Here is a 22,378-nt window from a genome sequence, read left to right on the forward strand (position 1 = left end):
CTGCATACTCGACGGGTGAGCACGATTCCCGAGATCCGTACGCTGCCCGTTCCCGATGGCCTCGAGGGCGAGCGCGTCGACGCCGCCATCGCCCGAATGTTCGGGTTCTCCCGCACGAAGGCGGCCGAGCTGGCCGCTGCCGGGAAGGTGCAGGTCGACGGCTCGGTGGTGGGCAAGTCCGAGCGGGTCAGCGGCGGCGCCTGGCTCGAGGTCGAGATGCCCGGCGCCCCGGCGCCCGTGCAGATCGTCGCCGAGCCCGTCGAGGGCATGGAAATCGTCCACGACGACGACGACATCGTCGTGATCGTGAAGCCCGTCGGCGTCGCCGCCCACCCCAGCCCCGGCTGGACCGGCACCACCGTCATCGGCGGCCTCGCCGCGGCCGGCTACCGCATCTCCACCTCCGGCGCCGCCGAGCGCCAGGGCATCGTGCACCGCCTCGACGTGGGCACGTCGGGCCTGATGGTCGTCGCCAAGTCCGAGCGGGCCTACACCCTGCTCAAGGCGCAGTTCCGGGACCGCGTCGTCGACAAGCGGTACCACGCGCTCGTGCAGGGCCACCCCGACCCGATGAGCGGCACGATCGACGCCCCCATCGGCCGCCACCCCAACCACGACTACAAGTGGGCCGTGACCGCCGACGGCAAGCCGTCCGTCACGCACTACGACCTCATCGAGGCGTTCCGCGCGGCCTCCCTGCTCGACATCAAGCTGGAGACCGGCCGCACCCACCAGATCCGGGTGCACATGTCCGCCCACCGCCACCCCTGCGTGGGCGACCTCACGTACGGCGCCGACCCGACGATGGCCAAGCGCCTCGGCCTGACCCGGCAGTGGCTGCACGCCATGCGGCTCGGCTTCGAGCACCCCTCCGACGGCCGGTGGGTGGAGTTCGAGAGCGCCTACCCGCAGGACCTGCAGGACGCCCTGGACCGGATCGCCGCGGAGAGCCACTGATGCCCTCCTCCTACGTGGTGCGCGAGGCCGTCGACCCGGCCGACCGTGAGGCGTGCTTCGCCGTCCGCAAGGACGTCTTCGTCGTCGAGCAGCGCGTCCCGCAGGAGATCGAGTACGACCGGTACGACGCGACCGCCGTCCACCTGCTCGCGATACGCGCCGACGGCCTCCCGCTCGGCACGGGACGGCTCCTCCACGGCGCCGACGCGGCCGGCAAGACCGGCGGCGAGAGCGGTGTCGGCTCCCTGGGCCGGCTCGCCGTGTCGAAGGCGGCGCGCGGTCTCGGCGTCGGCGCCGCCCTGGTCCGGGCGATCGAGGAGGCGGCCCGCGCCCGCGGCCTGACCGCCGTCGACCTGCACGCCCAGACCCAGGCCCTCGGGTTCTACGAACGGCTGGGCTACGCTGCGTACGGCCCCGAGTTCCCGGACGCAGGCATCCCGCACCGCGCGATGCGGCGCACGCTCCAGTCGCCGCGGCCGGCGCCGTCCGTGACTGGCGTCGCACGCTGATTCATCCCGGTTCGTCCGGTCGGCGTGGCAGGGTTGAAGCCCGACCATCAACCGTGCCGACCGGCCGGAGGGCGCACCGTGGACCAACTGGCCCTGCTGTTCCTGCTGTTGCTCGGCGCCCTGCTCACCGTGCCGCTCGGGGAGCGGCTGGGGCTCCCCGCCCCGGTGCTGATGACGGTCGCCGGGGCGGTCCTCGCCTTCCTGCCGTTTGTACCGAACATCGAGTTCCCGCCCGAGTACATCCTCCCGCTGGTGCTGCCGCCGCTGCTCTACGCCGCCGTGCAGCGCACCTCCTGGCGGCAGTTCGCGGCCAACCGCCGGCCGATCTTCCTGCTCGCGGTCGCCCTGGTGTTCGTGACGACCGCCGCCGTCGCCGCGGTGGCGAACGCGCTCGTCCCCGGCCTGCCCCTCGCCGCCGCGCTCGCCCTCGGCGCGCTGGTCGCGCCCCCGGACCCGGTCGCCGCGACCGCCGTCGCCGGATCGCTGGGCCTGCCCAGGCGCCTGGTGTCGATCCTGGAGGGCGAGGGGCTGTTCAACGACGTCACCGCGATCGTGCTCTACCACGTGGCGATCGGCGCGGCCGTCGGCTCGGCCTTCTCCTGGGGAGCCGCCGCCCTGGAACTGGTCCTCTCGGCGGTCGTCGCGGTCGTCGTCGGGCTCCTCCTGGGCTGGCTGAGCAACAGACTCATGGGTGTTCTCGGCGAGGCCACCCTGCAGACCGGGCTCACCCTCCTCGTCCCCTTCGTCGCCTACGTCCTTTCCGAGGAGCTGCGCGGCTCCGGAGTGCTCGCCGTCCTCGTCGTCGCCCTCTACCTCGCCGAACATGCCGTCGACGCCGACGACGTGATGGGCCGGCTGGCTGGACAGACCTTCTGGCAGATCGTCGACACCCTCGTCACCGGCATCGCCTTCGGCCTCATCGGTCTCGAACTCCACAACGTCTTCGGCACGGCCGACGGGCGGATGGCCGAAATGCTCGGCTGGGGCGGCGCGATCCTCGGCGTCGTGGTCGGCGTACGGCTCCTGTGGCTGCTGCCCGCGACCTGGCTGGCCAAGCGGCTGCACACCCGCCGCGACTACGACGAGGAGATCCCGGTCGGCTGGCGGGAGACCGTCGTCATGTGGTGGTCGGGCATGCGCGGGGTGGCGTCCGTGGCGCTGGTGCTCGCCATTCCGCTGCGCAACGACGCCGGACAGCCCTTCCCCGCCCGTGAGGAGATCGTCTTCATCGCCTTCTGCGTGATCATGGGGACGCTGGTCGCCCAGGGCCTCACGCTGCCGTGGCTGGTGCGCAGGCTGGGCGTACGGGCCGACGCGGGCGCCGAGCGGGAGCTGGAACGTACCCTCGCGATCCGCGCCGCGAAGGCGGCCAAGCGGCGTCTCAAGGAGATCGAGGAGACCGAGGAGCTGCCGGAGGAGGTCCAGGAGCGGCTCCAGCGGGGCGCGTTCGACATCGGCGCCAGGATCAGTCCGGACATGCTCGACGACGAGCGGCGGGCGGCCTTCGCCCAGCGGGCCGAACGGTACAAGGTGGTGCAGCGGATCCAGCGGGAGATGATGTCGGCCGCCCGGCACGAGGTGCTGTCGGCGCGCAGCGAGCACGGCGCCGATCCGGAGGTCGTGGACCGGGTGCTGCGGCACCTGGACGTCCGCAGCATGCGCTGACCTCGGGTGGGAGGATGGTCCGTATGGACATCATGCTCTTCCACTCCGTCTACGGCCCGCGTCCGGCCGTACGGGACGCGGCCGACCGGCTGCGTGAGGCCGGACACCAGGTGCACACGCCCGATCTCTACGACGGTGCCACCGCCTCGACGATGGAGGAGGCCCTGGCGCTCAAGGAGCGGATCGGCAAGGAGGAGCTGCTGAAGCGGGCGATCCTGGCCGCCGCGCCGTACTCCGAGCGCGGGTTGGTGTACATGGGCTTCTCGCTGGGCGCCTCGATCGCGCAGACGCTGGCGCTGGGTGACGAGAAGGCGCGCGGTCTGGTGCTGCTGCACGGCACGTCCGACATCGCGGAGAACGCCTCGGCCGACGAGCTTCCGGTGCAGCTGCATGTCGCCGACCCCGATCCGTTCGAGTCGCACGACTGGCTCACGGCCTGGTACCTGCGGATGGGGAGGGCCGGCGCGGACACCGAGGTGTACCGCTATCCCGGTGCCGGGCACCTCTACACCGATCCGGATCTGCCCGACTACGACAAGGCCGCGGCCGAGCAGACCTGGCGGATCACGCTGGCCTTCCTGGAGAGCCTGTAGCCACACCAGGAAGGCCCTGACACCGGATCAGGCGCGGTATGCGGTCCAGTGGTTCTGCATGCGGGTCACCTGGCCCGAGGTGAACTGGTACATGCAGGCGTCGTACGTGTAGTCCATGAAGTTGTGGATCGGGTCGGCACCCGTCTTGGACGCGCAGCTGTCGCGGCCGGTCGGGCACTCGTACGCCGGGCTCTTCTCGGCCGGGGTGTCGGAGACGTAGTCACCGTTTCCGTTGCAGCCGCCCTGGAACGTGTGGTACAGGCCCATCCAGTGGCCGACCTCGTGGGTGGCGGTGTCGCCCTCGTTGTAGTTGGCCGCGGAGCCGCCGGGCAGCGAGGAGTCGAGGACGACGACGCCGTCCATGGACGGGTTGGAGGCGTACGAGGTCGGGAAGGTCGCCCAGCCGAGCAGTCCGCCGCTGAGCTTGGCGGTGTAGAAGTTGAGCGCGCCCGCGCCGCCCTTGCGCAGGGTCTGCTTCATCTGCTTCTCGGCGGTGGAGCCGGAGGCCAGGTTGTACCAGGACGCGTTGTTCGTGTAGTCCGTACCGGCCAGTGAGAACTGGAAGTTGGTGTTCGCATTGCCGGTGCCCTGGCCGCCGTAGGCCGCGTTCAGCACCGCGAGCTGCCTGCTGAGGTCGGTGGCGGTGAGCTTGCCGGTCGCGCCGTCGTGGATGACGTGGAAGTAGACCGGGATGGTGACGACGGCGGTCGCGCGGGTCGAGCGGCCGCTCGCCCGGGCGGCGTCGAGTCTCTTCTTCAGGTCGGCGTCCATGGCCTTGGCCTGGGCCGCGGTGACTTCGTTGGGCTCATGGGCGTGGGTGTTGCCCGAGGGGCGGCCTTCACGGGCGGTGGCGCTGGTCGCCGAGTGGTCGTCACACTCCTCGGCCGAGGCGCCCTTGGCGGCGGCGGTGGCGGGGGCCGAGGCGGCCGCGACTCCGGTGGGGGCGGAGAGCGGGGCCAGGGCCAGAGATCCGGCCAGTACGGCAGTGCCGAGTATGCGGCGTGTCATACGCGGCGATATACGGGCAAGAACGCCCATGGTGACTCCTCGCGGGGGGTTGGGGTGAGGGATTTCCTCGCCACCGCGGGGAGATTACGGGTCCATGACAGATGTCGAAGAGAATCGATCAAGCCCAATCAATCTTGGGGTAAACATGGGCAACGGGGAGAAAATTTTCCGGCCGATTCCGGAGTTTGAGATCTGCACGTAACGGATTCGGCTACAGGGGCGGGTGGTGTGTCCGGATTCGATCGCCCGAACACACCACCCGCAGTGGTGCTGTGATCTTCTGTTAACAGCGCGGAAAGGGGTGGCCGAGTGGCTGAAAATCGCCCCTACGGCGCCGCCAGTTACACCGGCTGGTACACCCGCTCGACCTTCTGCGTTCCGCTGAGCGTCCGGTACGAGCGCGCCCAGGCCGCCGTCGCGCCCTGCTCCGCCTTGTCCGACACCGTGTAGTAGTCCATCTGCGAACGCTCCGCGGTGACGTCGAGGACGCCGTAGCCGTGGCGGTCCATGTCGACCCACTTCACATGGCGGTTGGCGGCCTTGAGCGCCGTGGCCGCGACCACCGAGAGCGTGCCCGGGGCGACGTGCAGCAGGTCGTCGATGTTGTCCGAGCTCACCGACGTCACCACGAACTCGGTCGCCGCCGACTGCGACAGCGGATACGTGGCGGCCTTCACCGGCACGTCGTTGGCCCACGCCATGTGGATGTCACCGGTGAGGAAGACCGTGTTGCGGACACCGCTCGCGGTCAGATGGCCCAGCAGCTCCCTGCGGTCGTCGGTGTAGCCGTCCCACTGGTCCACGTTGATCGCGAGACCCTCCTTTGGCAGACCCATCAACTCCGCGAGGGGCCCCAGCAGATGGGCCGGTACGGAGCCGAAGGCGACCGGCGAGATCATCACCGACGTGCCGACCAGCTTCCAGGTCGCGTCGGACCCCGCGAGACCGGCCTTCAGCCAGTCCAGCTGCGCCCGGCCGGTGAGCGTACGCTCCGGGTCGTCCACCTTCCCGCTGCCGATCGAGGCCTGCTGCGAGCGGAACGAGCGCAGGTCGAGCAGGTGCAGATCGGCCAGCTTGCCGAAGCGCAGCCGGCGGTAGACCGTGCCCTCCGTCGAGGTGCGCACCGGCATCCACTCGAAATAAGCCTGCTTGGCGGCGGCCGCGCGGGCCGCGAAGTCGCCCTCGGCGCCCGGCGTGTGGTTCTCCGCGCCGCCCGCCCAGGCGTCGTTGGCTATCTCGTGGTCGTCCCAGATCGCCACGACCGGATGCGCGGCGTGCAGCGCCTGGAGGTCGGGGTCGGTCTTGTAGTGGGCGTGCCGGGTCCGGTAGTCGGCGAGCGTGACGATCTCGTGCCGCGGCTCGTGGCGCCGTACGACGTACTTGTCCTTCGGGTACGTCCCCGAGCCGTACTCGTAGATGTAGTCGCCGAGGTGCAGCACCGCGTCCAGGTCGGCCCGGGCCGCGAGATGGCGGTACGCGGAGAAGTAGCCCGACTCCCAGTTGGAGCAGGAGACCACGCCGAAGCGGACCCCGGGCGACGACGCGTCGGCCGCCGGGGTCGTACGGGTGCGGCCCACCGGAGAGGAGGCGCCGCCGGCCGAGAAGCGGAAGTAATAGCCGGTCGCCTGGCGCAGGCCCCTTACATCGGCCTTGACCGTGTGGTCGGAGGCGGCCGTGGCGAGGGCCGTGCCGCGGGCGGCGATCCGGGTGAACCCCTTGTCCTCGGCGACTTCCCAGGTCACCTCGGTGTCGGGGCCCTTCCCGGAGCCGGGCACGGCCTCCGGGGCGGGGGTGACGCGCGTCCAGAGCAGGACGCCGTCGGGGAGCGGGTCGCCGGAGGCGACGCCGTGGTGGAAGACGGGCGCCGCGGTGGACGCGGCGGCGGGGGAGGCCGTGGCCACAAGGGCCGGGGCGGCGACCGCGGTGGCGGCCGCGGCCTTGACGACGGTACGGCGGCTGGGTCTGCCGGCGATGTCGTCGGAGGCAGACGGTATGTGTCGACTGGTCACGGCCAGTCATATTACTTACCGGTACGACGAACGGGCAGACGTATGCACGAATGTTCGTCTGCCCGTGGTGAGTTGCTCGGCCGGGAGTCGGATTCCCGTGCCCCCGCCGCCCCTTGACGGGGCGGCGGAAACACATGCCTTCAGCGCGGAGGTCAGCCCTTCAGCGCGGGGGTCAGGGCCGCGGTGAACTGCTCCACCGTCAGGGGCGGGTTGTCGCTGCCCGGCGCGGTCAGCGCCTTGCCGTCCATCCTCAGCGCCGGCGTGCCCTTCACACCGCTCTCCTGGAAGGCGTCCGACATCTTCATCGCCCAGGCGTCGAAGGTGCCGTCCTCGACGTTCTTCTTGAACTGGGCGTTGTTCTTCAGCGCGGGCACGGTCTCGGCGACCTCCAGGAGGTAGGAGTCCTTGCCGAACTTGTCCTCGCTCTCGGCCGGATGGAACTTCGCCGAGTAGAGCGCGCCCTTGTACTCCAGGAAGGCCTCGGGGCTCACGTCGAGCGCCGCGCCCAGCGCGGACAGCGCGTTCTTCGAGCCCTCGCCGGCCGCGCTGTTCGGGCCGTCGAGGAAGGTGGCGCCGACAAACTTCAGCTTGTACTTGCCCGCGGCCACGTCCTTCTTGAGCGTCTCGCCGACCTCCTGCTCGAAGCTGGCGCAGATCGGGCAGCGGGCGTCCTCGTACAGCTCCAGGGTCTTCTTGGCGGTCGGCTTGCCGATGACGACGGTGGTGCCGTTGGTGCCCTCGGTGTTCTTGGGCGCGGTCACGCTCGCCTTCGCGGCGGCCTCCCACTGGTCGGGCTTGTTGGCCTGCATGACCAGGTAGCCGGCGCCGCCGACGACGGCGAGGGCGGCGACGACCGACAGGCCGACGACGACCTGACGGCGGGCCTTGTCCTTCTTGGCCTGACGCTCGCGCTCGGCGCGCAGCCGCTCGCGGGCGGCGGCCTTGTTGGCGTGGCTGTTGCGTGCACTCATGATCGTGATCTCCGTGACGTGATGAGGAAAAAGGGACTGCTGTGCTCAGGCGGGGAGGAGACCCGGGCACGGCGGCCCCCGTCGCGCGACGGAGTGCACGAGGAGACGGGCGGGGGAGCGGCGCGCCGGGGCGGGCAGCCACCGGCCGCGGCGCGCGGCCGGGCGGGGGGCGCCGCGCAGGGCGGCCATGGTCAGCAGCGGCCGGAAGGCGAACGCCGCGACGGCGTCCAGCAGGGCGGCCAGCGCCGCCTCACCGCGGCGCAGCCAGGCCGCGGCAAGGAGCCCGACCGAGGTGTGCGCGGCGAGCAGCAGCCACGGCAGGGACGGGTCGGGCGAGTTCAGCAGGGCGGCAACACCGCTGTCGGTGGCGGCCACCCCGGGCAGCGGGGAGCCGACGCCGCCCCCGCACAGCACGTCCACCCCGACCGAGCGCAGCGAGCCCGCCACCGGGCCGCCGGCGGCCCCGTAACAGACGTGCTGGCCGGTGGTGAAGACGGTGTCGGCGGCCAGCTCCAGCGGGACGAGCAGCCCGGCGATGGGCCAGAAGCCGCGCTCCCGGCCGGCCAGGGCGTACGCCACCGCGAAGACCCCGGCCGCGACCAGCGCCACGGTCAGCAGCGGCAGCGGGACGCCGGAGAGCAGCACATGCGAGGCCACGGACAGCGTCACGACCAGTGCCGTGAAGAGTGCCGCCCGCAGCCCCCTGAGCCGCGTCCCTGATATGTCCATCGCGAGCCGAGTGTGCCATGCCTGCCTGTGAGGTGCGTGTGAAGAAGCGCCCCCGCGGCGGCTACAGGCCCGGAATCCGGCCGTTGCGGAAGAGGTCCACGAAGATCTGGTGGTCGGCACGCGCGCGTGCGCCGTAACTGTGCGCGAAGTCGACCAGCAGCCCGGCGAAACCCTCCTCGTCCGCGGCGATCGCCGCGTCGATGGCCCGCTCGGTGGAGAACGGCACCAGCGAGTGGCCGCTCTCGTCGTCCGCCGACGCGTGCATGGTCGCCGTCGCCCGGCCCAGGTTCGCCACCGTGAGCGCGATCTCCGCCGGGTCGTCGATGTCCGACCAGTCCAGGTCCACCGCGTACGGCGACACCTCCGCCACCAGCTGGCCCGATCCATCCAGCTCCGTCCAGCCCAGCCACGGGTCCGCGTGCGCCTGCAGCGCCCGCTGCGAGATCACCGTGCGGTGGCCCTCGTGCTGGAAGTACTCCCGCACGGCCGCGTCCCTCACATGCCGGGAGACCGCCGGGGTCTGCGCCTGCTTCATGTAGATGACGACGTCGTTCTCCAGGGCGTCGCTGTTGCCCTCCAGGAGGATGTTGTACGAGGGCAGGCCCGCCGAGCCGATGCCGATCCCGCGCCGGCCGACCACGTCCTTCACCCGGTAGGAGTCCGGGCGGGCGAGCGAGGACTCCGGCAGCGTCTCCAGGTAGCCGTCGAAGGCCGCGAGCACCTTGTACCGCGTCGCCGCGTCCAGCTCGATCGAGCCGCCGCCCGGCGCGAAGCGCCGCTCGAAATCGCGGATCTCCGTCATCGAGTCCAGCAGCCCGAAGCGCGTCATGGCGCGGGCGTCGCGCAGCGCGTCCAGCAGCGCCCCCTCGGCCGTGTCCAGGGTGAAGGGCGGCAGCTCGTCGTCCTTCGCACCGGTGGCCAGTGCGTGGATCCGCTCCCGGTAGGACTCCGCGTAGATCCGGACCAGGTGGCTGATCTGCTCGTCGCTGAGCGCCTTGGTGTAGCCGATGAGCGCGAGCGAGGCCGCGAGCCGCTTCACGTCCCAGGTGAAGGGGCCGACGTACGCCTCGTCGAAGTCGTTCACGTTGAAGATCAGCCGGCCCGTGGCGTCCATGTACGTGCCGAAGTTCTCGGCGTGCAGGTCGCCGTGGATCCACACCCTGCCGGTCCGCTCGTCCAGGTACGGTCCGCCATGGGCCTCGCGCTCCAGGTCCTTGTAGAACAGGCACGCCGTGCCCCGGTAGAACGCGAAGGCGGAGGCGGCCATCTTCCGGAACTTGACCCGGAAGGCCGCCGGGTCGGCGGCCAGGAGCTCGCCGAAGGCGGTGCCGAAGACGGTGAGGATCTGCTCACCGCGCTCGGCGGCGGTGGGCTGCGGGACCGACATCGAGGTACCTCCTGGTGCAAACTGTTCATGACAAAACGGACAGGTGTTCCTGTCTCTCAACGGGCGACCGTACTCCCGAGTGCCCCCGGGCTGTCAGTGCGGAGACGTAGACTTCCACGCTGACCCCCCAGACTGTCATCGCTCGTTCTCCGGAGGCCTTCCGCCGTGACCAAGCCGCCCTTCACGCACCTTCACGTACACACTCAGTACTCGCTGCTGGACGGTGCCGCGCGGCTCAAGGACATGTTCAACGCGTGCAACGAGATGGGCATGACCCATATCGCCATGTCCGACCACGGCAACCTGCACGGGGCGTACGACTTCTTCCACTCGGCCAAGAAGGCCGGTGTGACGCCGATCATCGGCATCGAGGCGTACGTCGCCCCGGAGTCCCGGCGGAACAAGCGCAAGATCCAGTGGGGCCAGCCGCACCAGAAGAAGGACGACGTCTCCGGTTCGGGTGGTTACACCCACAAGACGATCTGGGCGGCGAACGTCACCGGCCTGCACAACCTCTTCCGGCTCTCCTCCGACGCCTACGCCGAGGGCTGGCTCCAGAAGTGGCCCCGGATGGACAAGGAGACCATCTCCCAGTGGTCGGAGGGCCTGATCGCCTCCACCGGCTGCCCCTCGGGAGAGCTCCAGACCCGGCTGCGCCTCGGCCAGTTCGACGAGGCCCTGAAGTCCGCCTCCGAGTACCAGGACATCTTCGGCAAGGACCGGTACTTCCTGGAGCTGATGGACCACGGCATCGAGATCGAGCGCCGGGTCCGCGACGGCCTCCTGGAGATCGGCAAGAAGCTCGGCATCCCCCCGCTGGTCACCAACGACTCGCACTACACCTACGCGCACGAGGCGACCGCCCACGACGCCCTGCTGTGCATCCAGACCGGCAAGAACCTCTCCGACCCGGACCGGTTCAAGTTCGACGGCACGGGCTACTACCTCAAGTCCACGGACGAGATGTACGCCATCGACTCGTCGGACGCCTGGCAGGAGGGCTGCCGCAACACCCTCCTGGTCGCCGAGCAGGTCAACACCGACGGCATGTTCGAGGCCAAGAACCTCATGCCGAAGTTCGACATCCCCGAGGGCTACACCGAGGTCACCTGGTTCCGCGAGGAGACCATGCGGGGCATGCACCGCCGCTTCCCCGACGGCATCCCCGAGGACCGCCTCAAGCAGGCGGAGTACGAGATGGACACGATCATCTCGATGGGCTTCCCCGGCTACTTCCTCGTCGTCGCCGACTTCATCATGTGGGCCAAGAAGCAGGGCATCGCGGTCGGCCCCGGCCGAGGCTCCGCGGCCGGCTCGATCGTCGCGTACGCCATGGGCATCACCGACCTCGACCCGATCCCGCACGGCCTGATCTTCGAGCGGTTCCTCAACCCCGAGCGCGTCTCCATGCCCGATGTCGACATCGACTTCGACGAGCGCCGGCGCGTCGAGGTGATCAGGTACGTGACCGAGAAGTACGGCGCCGACAAGGTCGCCATGATCGGTACGTACGGCAAGATCAAGGCGAAGAACGCCATCAAGGACTCCGCGCGCGTCCTCGGCTACCCGTACGCGATGGGCGACCGGCTCACCAAGGCCATGCCCGCCGACGTCCTCGGCAAGGGCATCGACCTCGACGGCATCACCAACCCCTCCCACCCCCGCTACAGCGAGGCGGGCGAGATCCGGGGGATGTACGAGAACGAGCCGGACGTGAAGAAGGTCATCGACACCGCCAAGGGCGTCGAGGGCCTGGTCCGGCAGATGGGCGTGCACGCCGCCGGCGTGATCATGTCCAGCGAGACCATCACCGAGCACGTCCCCGTCTGGGTCAGGCACACCGACGGCGTCACCATCACGCAGTGGGACTACCCGAGCTGCGAGTCGCTCGGCCTGCTGAAGATGGACTTCCTCGGCCTGCGCAACCTGACGATCATGGACGACGCCGTCAAGATGGTGAAGTCCAACAAGGGGATCGACATCGATCTCCTCGCCCTCCCGCTCGACGACCCCACGACCTTCGAACTGCTCCAGCGCGGCGACACGCTCGGCGTCTTCCAGTTCGACGGCGGCCCGATGCGGTCCCTGCTGCGGCTGATGAAGCCGGACAACTTCGAAGACATCTCCGCCGTGTCCGCGCTCTACCGCCCGGGCCCGATGGGCATGAACTCGCACACCAACTACGCCCTGCGCAAGAACGGCCAGCAGGAGATCACCCCGATCCACCCCGAGCTGGAGAAGCCGCTCGAAGAGGTGCTCGCGGTCACCTACGGCCTGATCGTCTACCAGGAGCAGGTGCAGAAGGCCGCCCAGATCATCGCCGGGTACTCCCTGGGCGAGGCCGACATCCTGCGCCGCGTGATGGGCAAGAAGAAGCCCGAGGAGCTGGCGAAGAACTTCACCATCTTCCAGGCCGGTGCCCGCAAGAACGGCTACAGCGACGAGGCGATCCAGGCCCTGTGGGACGTGCTGGTCCCCTTCGCCGGCTACGCCTTCAACAAGGCCCACTCCGCCGCGTACGGACTCGTCTCCTACTGGACCGCCTACCTCAAGGCGAACCACCCCGCCGAGTACATGGCGGCCCTGCTCACCTCGGTCAAGGACGACAAGGACAAGTCGGCCGTCTACCTCAACGAGTGCCGGCGCATGGGCATCAAGGTGCTCCCGCCCAATGTGAACGAGTCCGAGGCGAACTTCGCCGCCCAGGGCGACGACGTGATCCTCTTCGGCCTCACCGCCGTCCGCAACGTCGGTACGAACGTCGTCGAGTCGATCATCAAGTGCCGCAAGGCCAAGGGGAAGTACGCCTCCTTCCCCGACTTCCTCGACAAGGTCGAGGCGGTCGTCTGCAACAAGCGCACGGTCGAGTCGCTGATCAAGGCCGGCGCCTTCGACGAGATGGGCCACACCCGCAAGGGCCTGGTCGCCCACCACGAACCGATGATCGACAACGTGGTGGCGGTCAAGCGCAAGGAGGCCGAGGGGCAGTTCGACCTCTTCGGCGGCATGGGCGACGAGGAGAGCAGCGAGCCCGGCTTCGGACTCGACGTCGAGTTCTCCGACGTCGAATGGGAGAAGTCCTACCTCCTCGCGCAGGAGCGCGAGATGCTCGGCCTCTACGTCTCCGACCACCCGCTCTTCGGCCTGGAACACGTCCTGTCCGACAAGACCGACGCGGGCATCTCCCAGCTCACCGGAGGTGAGCACGCCGACGGCGCCGTCGTCACCATCGGCGGCATCATCTCCGGGCTCCAGCGCAAGATGACCAAGCAGGGCAACGCCTGGGCCATCGCCACCGTCGAGGACCTGGCCGGCTCCATCGAGTGCATGTTCTTCCCGGCCACGTACCAGCTGGTCTCCACCCAGCTCGTCGAGGACACGGTCGTCTTCGTCAAGGGCCGGCTCGACAAGCGCGAGGACGTGCCCCGGCTGGTCGCCATGGAGCTGATGGTCCCCGACCTGTCGTCCGCCGGGACCAACGCGCCCGTGGTCCTCACCATCCCCACGGTCAAGGTCACCCCGCCGATGGTCAGCCGCCTCGGCGAGATCCTCAGCCACCACAAGGGCAACACCGAGGTACGGATCAAGCTCCAGGGCCCCCGGTCCACCACGGTGCTCCGCCTCGACCGCCACCGCGTCCAGCCCGACCCCGCCCTCTTCGGCGACCTGAAGGTCCTCCTCGGCCCCTCCTGCCTGGCCGGCTGAGACCCGGCTCACCCCGACCGCGGGGCTCGGTTCTCCTCCGAGCCCCAAATGAAGAAGGGCCGTGCCCGTCGTCACGGGCACGCCCCTTTCGGTCAACGGATCAGTTGTGACCGAAGCGCTTCTGACGGCCCTTGTGGGCGATGTCCGCCGGCGTCACCGCCTGGGCGCGCTGCTGCGCCTGCGACTCCATGGAGGACTGCCGCGCCTGCTCGGTGCCGCGCTCCGCCTGGGACGCCTTCTGCTGACTTCGGTCCTGCTTCTTGTTCTTGGCCATGGGGTCGCCTCCTGGGGGATGTGGGGCCAGGGCCGCTGTCAGCCTCACACACCCCCCGAAACCACGCATTTTGGATCATTACCGGGCGTGACCGCGCGACCTCTGGGCATCCCACGCCGTTTTGCGTACGATCCGCCACGCCGATGATCGAGTTCCGGCCGTCAACCCTCCAGCCGTCGGGCAGACTCGAAGGAAACCCGAAGCACTCCCGATCCCGAGGTTCCCGAAAGAGGGTGGAACACGTGGACCGCTGCGTCGTTCTGGTGGACGCCGGCTATCTGCTGGGCGCCGCCGCCAGCCTTCTCGCCGGGGAACCGGCCCGCTCCCGCATCACCGTCGACCACACCGCCCTGATCCAGGGACTGCGCGAGCGCGCCGAAGCCGACACGGAACAGCCCCTGCTCCGTATCTACTGGTTCGACGGCGCCCCCGACCGGGTGCCGCAGCCCGAACACCGCCGGCTGCGGGTGATGCCCCGGGTGACCGTCCGGCTGGGCGCGCTGACCCGCAGCGACGGCCGCTGGGCACAGAAGGGCGTCGACGCGGCCATGCACGCCGAACTCACCGAACTGGCCAGAAACCGCGCCTGCTCGGATGTCGTCCTGGTTACCGGCGACGGCGATCTCCTGCCCGGCCTGATGTCCGCCAAGGAACACGGGGTGGCCGTCCACCTCTGGGCCGTCCAGGCCGCCGACGGCGACTACAACCAGTCCGAGGACCTCGTCGCCGAGGCCGACGAACGCCGCGTCCTCGACCGGGCATGGATCACCCGCGCCGTCCGCGCCAAGGACCTCACCGGCATCTGCGCCCCCGCCCCCGCTCCCCGCCCCGAGATCGCCGCGATCCTCTCCGCCCCGCTGCCCGAGTCCGCGCTCGCCGCCTCCGCCGAGCGGGCCGCCGAGGCCGCCGCACAGGCCGCCCAGGCCGCGCAGGCCGCCGCGGGGAACTCCCACGGCTCGCCCGAACCTCCCACCGCGGTCAACGGCTCGGCCGCCGCCGGGCCCGCCGCCCCCGCCAAGGGCGTCCCCACCCCCAAGGACCTCGCCGGCCTGCGCGGCCCGACCGCGCCCGCCCCCCAGACCCCGCAGCCCACCGGCGCCACCCTGCGCTGGTCCTCCGACAAGGGCTGGATCGAGCGCCCCGGCAACGGCTCGCTCGGCGAGCCCCCGGAGACCGCCTCCCTGCCCACCCTCGCCCAGCTCACCAGCGCCGAGCAGCGCTGGGCCGACCGCGAGGAGGACATCACCACCGTCGGCGGCGACCCCTTCGAGGTGGGCCAGGTCTTCGCCCGCCGCTGGATGGAGCGGCTGCCCGAGCAGACCCACGTACAGAAGCTGTCCACGATGTACCCGCGGATCCCGCACCGCATCGACGGCGAACTGCTGCGGTACGCGGCACGGTTCGGGCTGCTCGCGCACAAGGACGACCAGATCGACGAGCACGACCGGTACGCGATCCGGGCGGGCTTCTGGCGCGAGATCGACGTACGGGCGGCCGCGGAACACGCCCCCGCGGGGGAGTAGCCCAGGGGACCCCGTAGGCTCATCCCTCGTGAGTACGGTGTGTGTGGTGCGGGATCTGGTCAAGACGTACCCCGCCACGCGCGGCAGGCGCGGGGCGCCCGCGACCCCCGAGGTGCGGGCCACCGACGGGATCAGCCTGCAGGTCAACGGCGGCGAGATCTTCGGCCTGCTCGGCCCCAACGGCGCCGGAAAATCCACCCTCGTACGCCAGCTCACCGGCCTGATGCGCCCCGACTCCGGCACCGTCGACGTGCTCGGCCACGATCTCGTACGCCACCCGGAGCGGGCCGCGCGCCTCATCGGCTACCTCGGCCAGGAGTCGACCGCGCTCGACGAACTGACGGTCGCGCTCGCCGCCGAGACCACCGGCCGGCTGCGCGGACTGTCCATACGGGCCGCGCGGGCCGAGCGGGACGCCGTGCTGGCGGAGCTGGGCCTCACGGGCCTGGCCGGGCGGCCCCTGAAGAAGCTCTCCGGCGGCCAGCGGCGGCTCGCCTGCTTCGCCGCCACCCTCGTCGGCGAGCGCCCCGTCCTCGTCCTGGACGAGCCCACCACCGGGATGGACCCGGTCGCCCGGCGGTCGGTCTGGGCGGCCGTGGACCGGCGCCGCGCCGAGCACGGCACGACCGTGCTGCTGGTCACCCACAACGTCATCGAGGCCGAGACCGTCCTCGACCGCGTCGCCGTCCTCGAACAGGGCCGGGTCATCGCCTGCGACACCCCCACCGGACTCAAGGAGCGCGTCGCCGGAGAGGTACGCGTCGAACTGGTCTGGCGCGACCGGGCGCCCCTGGACGTCCCCGAGGTCGCCGCCCTGCGCCCGAGCGCCCAGGAGTCCGGCCGCCGCTGGGTGCTGCGCCTCGCCCCCGACGAGGCACGAGCGGCCGTCGCCGCGGTGACCGGCGGCGCCGCGTTCGCGGCCCTGGACGACTTCACCCTGGCGACGCCGAGCCTGGAGGACGTCTACCTGGCGCTCGGCGGCGCGACGAAGGGACTGTTGAAGGCATGAACACCACCCTGGCTGCCCGTCCGGGCGCGCAGCCCCACCGCGCCGTGCCGGCCGTGCCGCCCGTGCTCGGCACGGGCGACCTGCCGGCCGTGCCGGCCCCGTCCGCCGTGACTGACGTGACCGTAGTGAACAGGAGCAGTGCCCAGTGAGCATCGTGCCCGCGCAGGCGGGGTCCCGCGGCGTGCCGGTGGCGGCCGGGGAACGGGGGGAGCGGGGCGGCCGCGTCGCTCCGCTCGCGCCGCGGGCGCGGCTGCTGCCCGCGCTCGACGCCGTGTACCGCGCACAGCTGTCACGGGCCCGCGTCTCCCGCATCCCGCTGCTGTTCGTGGCGACCTTCCAGTCCGTCGGGATCATGGTCCTGATGCGGGGGGTCGTCGACGGCGGCTCCGAGGCCCGCGCCGTCGTCGCCGGGTCCGCCGTGCTCGTCGTGGCCTTCGTCGCGCTCAACCTGCTCGCCCAGTACTTCGGGCAGCTGCGGGCCGGCGGCGGCCTGGACCACTACGCCACCCTGCCCGTGCCGCCCGCCGCCGTCGTGCTCGGCGCGGCCGGGGCGTACGCCTCCTTCACCGTGCCCGGCACGGTCGTGACCGCGGTCGCCGGGTCGCTGCTCTTCCAGCTGCCGCTGACACATCTGTGGATCCTGGCCGCCGTCGTCCCGCTCTCCGGCGCCGCGCTCGCCGGGCTCGGCGCGGCGCTCGGCCTGCTGGCTCCCCGCCCCGAGCTGGCCACCCTCCTCGGCCAGCTGGGCATGTCCGCCGCGCTGCTGCTGGGTGTGCTGCCCCCGGACAGGCTGCCCGTACCGATCGCCTACGCCCGCGAGCTGCTGCCCTCGACGTACGGCGTGGAGGCGCTTGCCCGTACGTTCGACCCGCACCCGGACTGGTCGGCGGTGGCCCTGGACCTCACGGTCTGCGCGGCTGTCGGGGTCGTCTCGCTGGCCGTCGCCACCTGGGCCTACCGGCGGGCCGCGGTCCGATGAGGCGGCCGCCCGGCACGTTTGGCACGATGTGCAGGTGACCGCACCTCTGACGCCGCCTCACCAGCCGCCCCCGCACAACCCCTGGCCGTCGCCGGACCCGTCGTCGGAAGGCGAGGACGGCGGGCCGGATCTGCTGACCGAGCTGAAGCACTCCGCCGTGGTGGCGGGTGCCTCCCTGGTCGCCGGTGTGCTGCTGGGGCTGCTGTGGCTGTGGCTGGCGCCTCGGGTGCCGCTCATCTCCGACGGCAAGGCGGTCTTCCTCAAGGAGAGCGAAGGGGAGTCGGCGATCGGCGCCGACGGAACGTTTGTCCTGCTGGCGCTGGCCTTCGGCGCCCTCGCCGCGGCGCTCGTGTTCCTGCTGCACCGCCGCGGCGGTGTGATCCTCGTGGTGGCGCTGGCGCTGGGCGGGGTGCTCGGTTCGCTGCTCGCCTGGGGCACCGGCACGTTCCTCGGCCCCACCCACGACGTGGCCGCGCATGCCCGCGAGGTCGGCAAGGGAGTCGTCTTCGACGCCCCGCTGGAGCTCAACACCTGGGGCGCGCTCCTCGCCTGGCCGGTCGCGGCGATGGTCGTCCACCTGGCGCTGACCGCGCTGTTCGGCCCCCGGGACCCGGAAGAGGACTGGGACGCCTCCCACGACGCCTGACCCAAGCGCGGCCGCGGCAAGCGTCCCACCCCTGACGCCCGCCCCTTACGCCGGCCTGCGCCCGTGGTTCGCGCGGTGCTTGCGCACCCGCCACTTCCGCTTCCGGGTTCGCTTGGACATCGCGGCCTCCTGACGCCGACGGCAGTCCTTCAGGCGTAGCCGAGAAAGCCGCAACCGTCGATGGCCCGCGCGGGCCGGTGTCCGGCTACCCGCGCCCGATCGGGGCCAGAACGGCCGACGTCAGGGCCGCCAGGTCCGCCGGGGTGAGCTCGACCTCCAGGCCCCGGCGGCCCGCCGAGACACAGATCGTCTCGTGGCCCGAGGCCGACGCGTCCAGGACCGTACGCAGCCGCTTGCGCTGCCCCAGCGGGGAGATGCCGCCCCGGACGTAGCCCGTCGTCCGCTCCGCGGCGGCCGGGTCCGCCATCGCCGCCCGCTTGCCGCCCACCGCCGACGCCAGCGCCTTCAGGTCCAGCTGGCCCGCGACCGGGACGACCGCGACGGTCAGCTCGCCGTCCACGTCCGCCACCAGGGTCTTGAAGACCCGGTCCGGGGAGACACCCAGCGCCTCGGCCGCCTCCTCGCCGTACGACGGGGACGCCGGGTCGTGCTCGTAGGCGTGGACCGTGAAGCCGACCCCCGCCGCCGCCAGCGCCACGGTCGCCGGGGTGCCGCCCGCCTGCTGCTTCTTCTGCTTCTTCGCCACTCGGTACTCGGCTTCCTCGCGTCAGTTCGGGCTCGTCGGCGTCCGGGTCAGATCCGTTGCAGGAAGCGACGGCAGGTGGCGCAGCACCGCCGTCTCCGACCGCAGCAGCTTGAGCTCCTCCCGCAGCCGGGTCGCCGTGTCCGGCGCCTGGAGCAGCCGCTGCTTGGCCGGGGTGTCCAGGATGGCGGCGGCCGCCACCAGGTACGACACCACCGTCGGGTCGTCCGGCAGTTCCGCGCCGGTGGTCAGCGACCGCTCCCGCGCCCCGGCCAGCCGCTTCTGGTACGCCCGGAAGGCCCGCAGCACGCCTTCGGCGAGCGCGCCCGAACCCTCGCCCGGCTGCTCGTCCACGTACTCCAGCTCGGCCGTGAGGAACGGGCCCTTCGCGTCGACCGACAGCAGCTTCACCCGCCGCGTCCCGGTCGCCATCACCTCGAAGCTGCCGTCGGCCCGCTCCCGGATGCTCGCCGCGTCGGCCACACAGCCCACCCGGTGGAACGCCTGGATCGGGTCAGGGCCGAAGCCCGCCGCGGGCCCCTTCTCCAGCACGGCGGTCGGGTCCGGCATCCCGGGCGCGGTCGGCGCGACCTCGCGGCCGTCGCGGATGGCGACGACGGCGAACCGGCGCGGTTCGGACTCGTCCGTCGTGAGCAGCTCCCGCATCATGGCGCGATAACGCTCCTCGAAGACGTTCAGGGGCAGCACGAGGCCCGGGAACAGCACCGAGTTGAGCGGGAAGAGTGGCAGGCGAGCGGTGGTCACAGCGGTCAAGCGTAATGGCCGCGCGAGGCGCGGTGTCCGGCCCGTCCGCGCAACGGGATCATCGCGGCCACCTCGAGCCGTACGCCGTCGCGCGCGTCCAGGAACCGGCCCAGCGGATCGTCGCTCACCGACGCCCACGGGAAGGAGGTGGCGTACGGGCCGATCCGGCGGAACTCCGCCAGCGCCTCGGTCCACCGCCCCCGCGCCAGCAACACGTGGACCAGCAGGTTTCTTGTCTCCGCCGGCCAGGGATCGGCGGTCGGGCAGGCCGCGGACAGCGCGATCGCCCGGTCGGCGGCCTCGTCGATCCGCTCCGGGCGGACGCAGGAGGTGTCCCCGCTCAGCAGGTACGCGAAGGCGGCCGTGAGCGGCAGCGCCTGCGCGGTCGAGCCCATCGGCGCGTCCTCGGCGGCCTGTTCGGCGAAGTCGAAGCACTCGCGGTGGGAGCCGTACCCGTGCGCGGAGAGGTAGGTGAGAGCGGAGACATGGCAGCCGTAGTGGCGTGCGGAGCGGCGCACGGCCTGCTCCCACAGCGCCTCGAAGGCGGTGTGGGGAGCCCGGGTGCCACGGGCGTGGTCCAGGGCGATCCGCCAGGGCACCGGATCGTCGGGCGCGGCCTCCGCCGCCGCCGCGATCAGCGGCCCGGTCTCCCGCAGCCGCTCCGCGCGGGCCGGGGACTGCCAGGCCCTGCGGACCGCCAGCTCGGCCCTGACCAGCAGCGCGTCCGGGTCGTGCGGCGCCCTAGCCAGCCAGTCGGCGAGCCATTCGTCCCGGCTCAGCGCGAAGGAGGCGAGCCGCACGGTGTAGCGGTCGCGGTGCTCCCACTCGGCGGCGCCCCGGGTGGTGGCGAGCAGCTTGGCGGCCGGTTCGTGGTCGCCGAGGGCAGCGGCGACCAGCGCCGGACCGAGCCGCTCGTCCGGCGCGTCGAGCAGCACGGCATTGTCCGGCACCAGCCCGTCGGCGAGCAGCGGTGTGTGCCGGACCATGCGTGCGGTGCTGATCAGTGCGCGCAGCAATGACATGGTGCGGACCATTGAAAACCGCAGGTGGGAGCGGCGCCAGAGGGCGGCTGTGAAGAGTTGGTGGCGGCGGAATGGTTGTCCTGACGTAAGTCAAGAGACCGCAAAGAAAGCGGGGGCGGGGTGGCTCAATCGTTCCCCTCGCCACACACGCCCCGCCCGTCCCTCAGTGGCCGTACGGCCCGGAGGTCACCCGCGCCGCAGCAGCCTCGACGCTCCCGCCGCCACGGTCGTCGCCAGGACCCAGCCCAGCAGGATCAGCACCGCCGCGGCCCATTGCCAGCCGCCCTCCAGCCGCCAGTACCCGTCCTGCCCCAGATTGATCACCGGCAGCAGCAGATCCAGCGAGTACAGCGACGGGCTCCACTTCGGCGCCTCGTCCTTCTTGATCGGTACGGGGTCGTACTGCCCGAACGCCACCGCCCCGGCCGCCCAGAGCACCGCCATCCACAGCGCCGCCCGGCCCGGCCGGTAGCCGTACGCCACCGTCCAGTCCTGGAGAAAGCCCCACAGCTTCCCCGCCAGCGGCAGCGTCTCGCGCCGCCGCCGCTGCTTGGCGAGCAGCACCTCGCGCGCGTCGGCGTCCTCGCCGCTGTTGCGCAGCACGGTCGCCAGGCGTTCGTACGGCTCCGGCGCGTACTCCGGAGTCGCCGCCTCCACCCACTCCAGGCGGCGCGAAAGCGGGAAGTGGCCGTAGGGGACGAGGTTCTCGTAGACGAAACCGCCCATCTTCAGACCGCCGGGCCCCGGCCAGCTCGACGCCAGGTCGATCAGCGTGACGATCTTCGCGCCGTTGAGGACCACCCGGCCCTCCTCCGGACGCTCGCCGTTGAAACGCAGCTCCGGAGTGACGATCCGGCGCAGCGACAGCTCCTCGCGGCGCGCGGTCGACAGCACGAACCGGGCGTGGTGCAGATCCACCGCGTCCCCGAACCGCCCGTCGTCCAGCCGGATCCCGCCGACGCACTCGAAGGGCTGGCGCCGCTGCCCGCGCCCCGGGCCGGTGCTGGAGATCCCGAACGGGGGAGTCGTCCCGGCGTTCCCCGTCGCGTCGTCCACCCACGCGTGGGTCAGATACAGCGAACGCTCCACCGTCAGCTGGGGAGCGTTCAGCGCCCGCCGCTCCTGGGCGCCGCGCAGCCGGCTGCCCCGCAGGCTCAGCGACACGCCGACCTTCGCACCCCGCAGACTCACCTCGCCATGGGTCTCGATCAGCTCCGCCTGGAGGTCCTGCGCCACCGACATGCCGTCGGCGGTGATCGCCCGGCCGCGCCGGTCGGGCCGCACGTGGATCTGGTTGATCAGCAGGTCCGTACCGATCTGGGCGTCCGTCAGCCGGATCCCGCGCTCCACCCGGCAGCGCGGCAGATGCAGATCGCCCTCGGTGTGCAGCCGCGCCGCCTCCAGCCGCGGCAGGGCGCAGGCGACCATCCGCAACGTGGTGAAGTGCGACTCGGGCAGCACCACCTCGTTGTCGAACCGGCAGCTGTTCAGCTCCACGTACGGCGCTATCGTGCCGCCGGCGAGATTGAGCGTGCCGGTGATCCGCACCCCGCGCAGCTTCAGCGCCGACACCCGCCCGGCCCGCGGGGGCGGCCCGTCGAGCAGCAGCAGCGCCATCACATCGGCCCGCACACTGCGGTCCGAAGGCCACGGCCGCGCGGCGAACGGATCGTCCAGAACCGGATTGCCCGTGCTCATGTTGCAGGTCGCGCCGATCCGGAAGGCTTGCCACATGGTCTGTTCCGCGCGGGTCAGATCGCCCGGCATGCCGTCGTCGTGCGGCTCGGTCACTGCCGCCCCCTCGCTTCCCCTGTTTTCGTACAGCCGTTCTTCCCGCTGTGTGACGACCTGAACGCTAACGGTCAGCTGTGACACCGAGTACGTCTTGTGGCGTGTATCAGCCAGTGATACAGGCGACCGGCGT

General features: G+C 71.3%; 20 protein-coding genes. 10 read left to right on the forward strand and 10 right to left on the reverse strand.

From position 1 onward, the window contains the following. Positions 1–15: 15 nt before the first annotated feature. The 4 genes from IEZ01_RS07415 (at position 16) to IEZ01_RS07430 (ending at position 3,724) form a co-directional block, all read left to right on the forward strand. Positions 16–957, forward strand: a complete 942-nt coding sequence (locus IEZ01_RS07415) for an RluA family pseudouridine synthase (RefSeq protein WP_189200559.1) — start codon at positions 16–18, stop codon at positions 955–957. Then, complete coding sequence (locus IEZ01_RS07420; protein ID WP_189200561.1) at positions 957–1,466, forward strand: GNAT family N-acetyltransferase; 510 nt, start codon at positions 957–959, stop codon at positions 1,464–1,466. Before IEZ01_RS07415 ends, IEZ01_RS07420 begins: the two co-directional genes overlap by 1 nt. A gap of 78 nt (positions 1,467–1,544) precedes the next feature. Continuing rightward, a complete protein-coding gene (locus tag IEZ01_RS07425; protein ID WP_189200563.1) occupies positions 1,545–3,131 on the forward strand; it encodes a Na+/H+ antiporter in 1,587 nt (528 codons plus the stop codon). 23 nt (positions 3,132–3,154) lie between these two features. Then, a complete protein-coding gene (locus IEZ01_RS07430) occupies positions 3,155–3,724 on the forward strand; it encodes a dienelactone hydrolase family protein (RefSeq protein ID WP_019885517.1) in 570 nt (189 codons plus the stop codon). Between the two features lie 27 nt (positions 3,725–3,751). Here IEZ01_RS07430 and IEZ01_RS07435 read toward each other — a convergent pair whose 3' ends face one another. The 5 genes from IEZ01_RS07435 to IEZ01_RS07455 form a co-directional block, all read right to left on the reverse strand. Further along, on the reverse strand, positions 3,752–4,732 hold the full coding sequence (locus IEZ01_RS07435) for a zinc metalloprotease (RefSeq protein ID WP_189200565.1): 981 nt from the start codon (positions 4,730–4,732) through the stop codon (positions 3,752–3,754). Between the two features lie 341 nt (positions 4,733–5,073). After that, positions 5,074–6,741: an alkaline phosphatase D family protein gene (locus IEZ01_RS07440; RefSeq protein WP_189200567.1), complete on the reverse strand. Its 1,668-nt coding sequence runs from the start codon at positions 6,739–6,741 to the stop codon at positions 5,074–5,076. Positions 6,742–6,893: 152 nt separating this feature from the next. After that, positions 6,894–7,712 carry a DsbA family protein gene (locus tag IEZ01_RS07445; protein WP_019885514.1) on the reverse strand — a complete coding sequence of 273 codons (819 nt, stop codon included), beginning with the start codon at positions 7,710–7,712 and terminating at the stop codon, positions 6,894–6,896. 45 nt (positions 7,713–7,757) lie between these two features. Beyond that, the gene (locus IEZ01_RS07450; protein WP_028797425.1) at positions 7,758–8,441 is read right to left on the reverse strand and encodes a hypothetical protein; all 684 of its coding nucleotides are present in this window, start codon (positions 8,439–8,441) and stop codon (positions 7,758–7,760) included. A gap of 61 nt (positions 8,442–8,502) precedes the next feature. Beyond that, entirely contained in the window at positions 8,503–9,828 is a 1,326-nt protein-coding gene (locus tag IEZ01_RS07455) for a DUF2252 domain-containing protein (protein ID WP_019885512.1), read from the reverse strand. A gap of 165 nt (positions 9,829–9,993) precedes the next feature. On the opposite strand from IEZ01_RS07455, the gene dnaE reads away from it, so the two are divergent. Next, the gene (dnaE, locus tag IEZ01_RS07460) at positions 9,994–13,533 is read left to right on the forward strand and encodes a DNA polymerase III subunit alpha (RefSeq protein ID WP_019885511.1); all 3,540 of its coding nucleotides are present in this window, start codon (positions 9,994–9,996) and stop codon (positions 13,531–13,533) included. A gap of 100 nt (positions 13,534–13,633) precedes the next feature. Here dnaE and IEZ01_RS07465 read toward each other — a convergent pair whose 3' ends face one another. Continuing rightward, positions 13,634–13,807, reverse strand: coding sequence for a hypothetical protein (locus IEZ01_RS07465; protein ID WP_019885510.1), 174 nt, complete (start codon positions 13,805–13,807; stop codon positions 13,634–13,636). A gap of 233 nt (positions 13,808–14,040) precedes the next feature. Here IEZ01_RS07465 and IEZ01_RS07470 point away from each other — a divergent pair, with 233 nt between their 5' ends. From IEZ01_RS07470 to IEZ01_RS07490, 5 genes are read left to right on the forward strand one after another with little or no spacing between them, the layout of a single operon-like run. Continuing rightward, positions 14,041–15,330 (forward strand): NYN domain-containing protein, encoded by a 1,290-nt coding sequence (locus IEZ01_RS07470; protein ID WP_189200569.1) that lies wholly within the window; start codon positions 14,041–14,043, stop codon positions 15,328–15,330. A 37-nt stretch (positions 15,331–15,367) separates the two neighbouring features. Beyond that, entirely contained in the window at positions 15,368–16,339 is a 972-nt protein-coding gene (locus IEZ01_RS07475) for an ABC transporter ATP-binding protein (RefSeq protein WP_189200801.1), read from the forward strand. After that, on the forward strand, positions 16,336–16,488 hold the full coding sequence (locus IEZ01_RS07480; protein WP_189200571.1) for a hypothetical protein: 153 nt from the start codon (positions 16,336–16,338) through the stop codon (positions 16,486–16,488). The genes IEZ01_RS07475 and IEZ01_RS07480 overlap by 4 nt, the downstream gene beginning before the upstream one ends. Beyond that, on the forward strand, positions 16,485–17,318 hold the full coding sequence (locus IEZ01_RS07485) for an ABC transporter permease (RefSeq protein ID WP_189200573.1): 834 nt from the start codon (positions 16,485–16,487) through the stop codon (positions 17,316–17,318). The genes IEZ01_RS07480 and IEZ01_RS07485 overlap by 4 nt, the downstream gene beginning before the upstream one ends. A gap of 28 nt (positions 17,319–17,346) precedes the next feature. Continuing rightward, complete coding sequence (locus tag IEZ01_RS07490) at positions 17,347–17,964, forward strand: hypothetical protein (protein ID WP_019885503.1); 618 nt, start codon at positions 17,347–17,349, stop codon at positions 17,962–17,964. 205 nt (positions 17,965–18,169) lie between these two features. Here IEZ01_RS07490 and ybaK read toward each other — a convergent pair whose 3' ends face one another. The 4 genes from ybaK to IEZ01_RS07510 form a co-directional block, all read right to left on the reverse strand. After that, positions 18,170–18,670 carry a Cys-tRNA(Pro) deacylase gene (gene ybaK / locus IEZ01_RS07495; RefSeq protein WP_189200574.1) on the reverse strand — a complete coding sequence of 167 codons (501 nt, stop codon included), beginning with the start codon at positions 18,668–18,670 and terminating at the stop codon, positions 18,170–18,172. A gap of 21 nt (positions 18,671–18,691) precedes the next feature. Beyond that, on the reverse strand, positions 18,692–19,432 hold the full coding sequence (locus IEZ01_RS07500; RefSeq protein ID WP_189200576.1) for an LON peptidase substrate-binding domain-containing protein: 741 nt from the start codon (positions 19,430–19,432) through the stop codon (positions 18,692–18,694). A 5-nt stretch (positions 19,433–19,437) separates the two neighbouring features. Beyond that, on the reverse strand, positions 19,438–20,466 hold the full coding sequence (locus IEZ01_RS07505; protein WP_189200578.1) for a hypothetical protein: 1,029 nt from the start codon (positions 20,464–20,466) through the stop codon (positions 19,438–19,440). Between the two features lie 174 nt (positions 20,467–20,640). Continuing rightward, positions 20,641–22,245 (reverse strand): hypothetical protein, encoded by a 1,605-nt coding sequence (locus IEZ01_RS07510; RefSeq protein WP_019885496.1) that lies wholly within the window; start codon positions 22,243–22,245, stop codon positions 20,641–20,643. Positions 22,246–22,378 lie beyond the last annotated feature (133 nt).

This window comes from Streptomyces purpureus (assembly GCF_014648195.1).
GTDB classification, from domain to species: domain Bacteria; phylum Actinomycetota; class Actinomycetes; order Streptomycetales; family Streptomycetaceae; genus Streptomyces; species Streptomyces purpureus.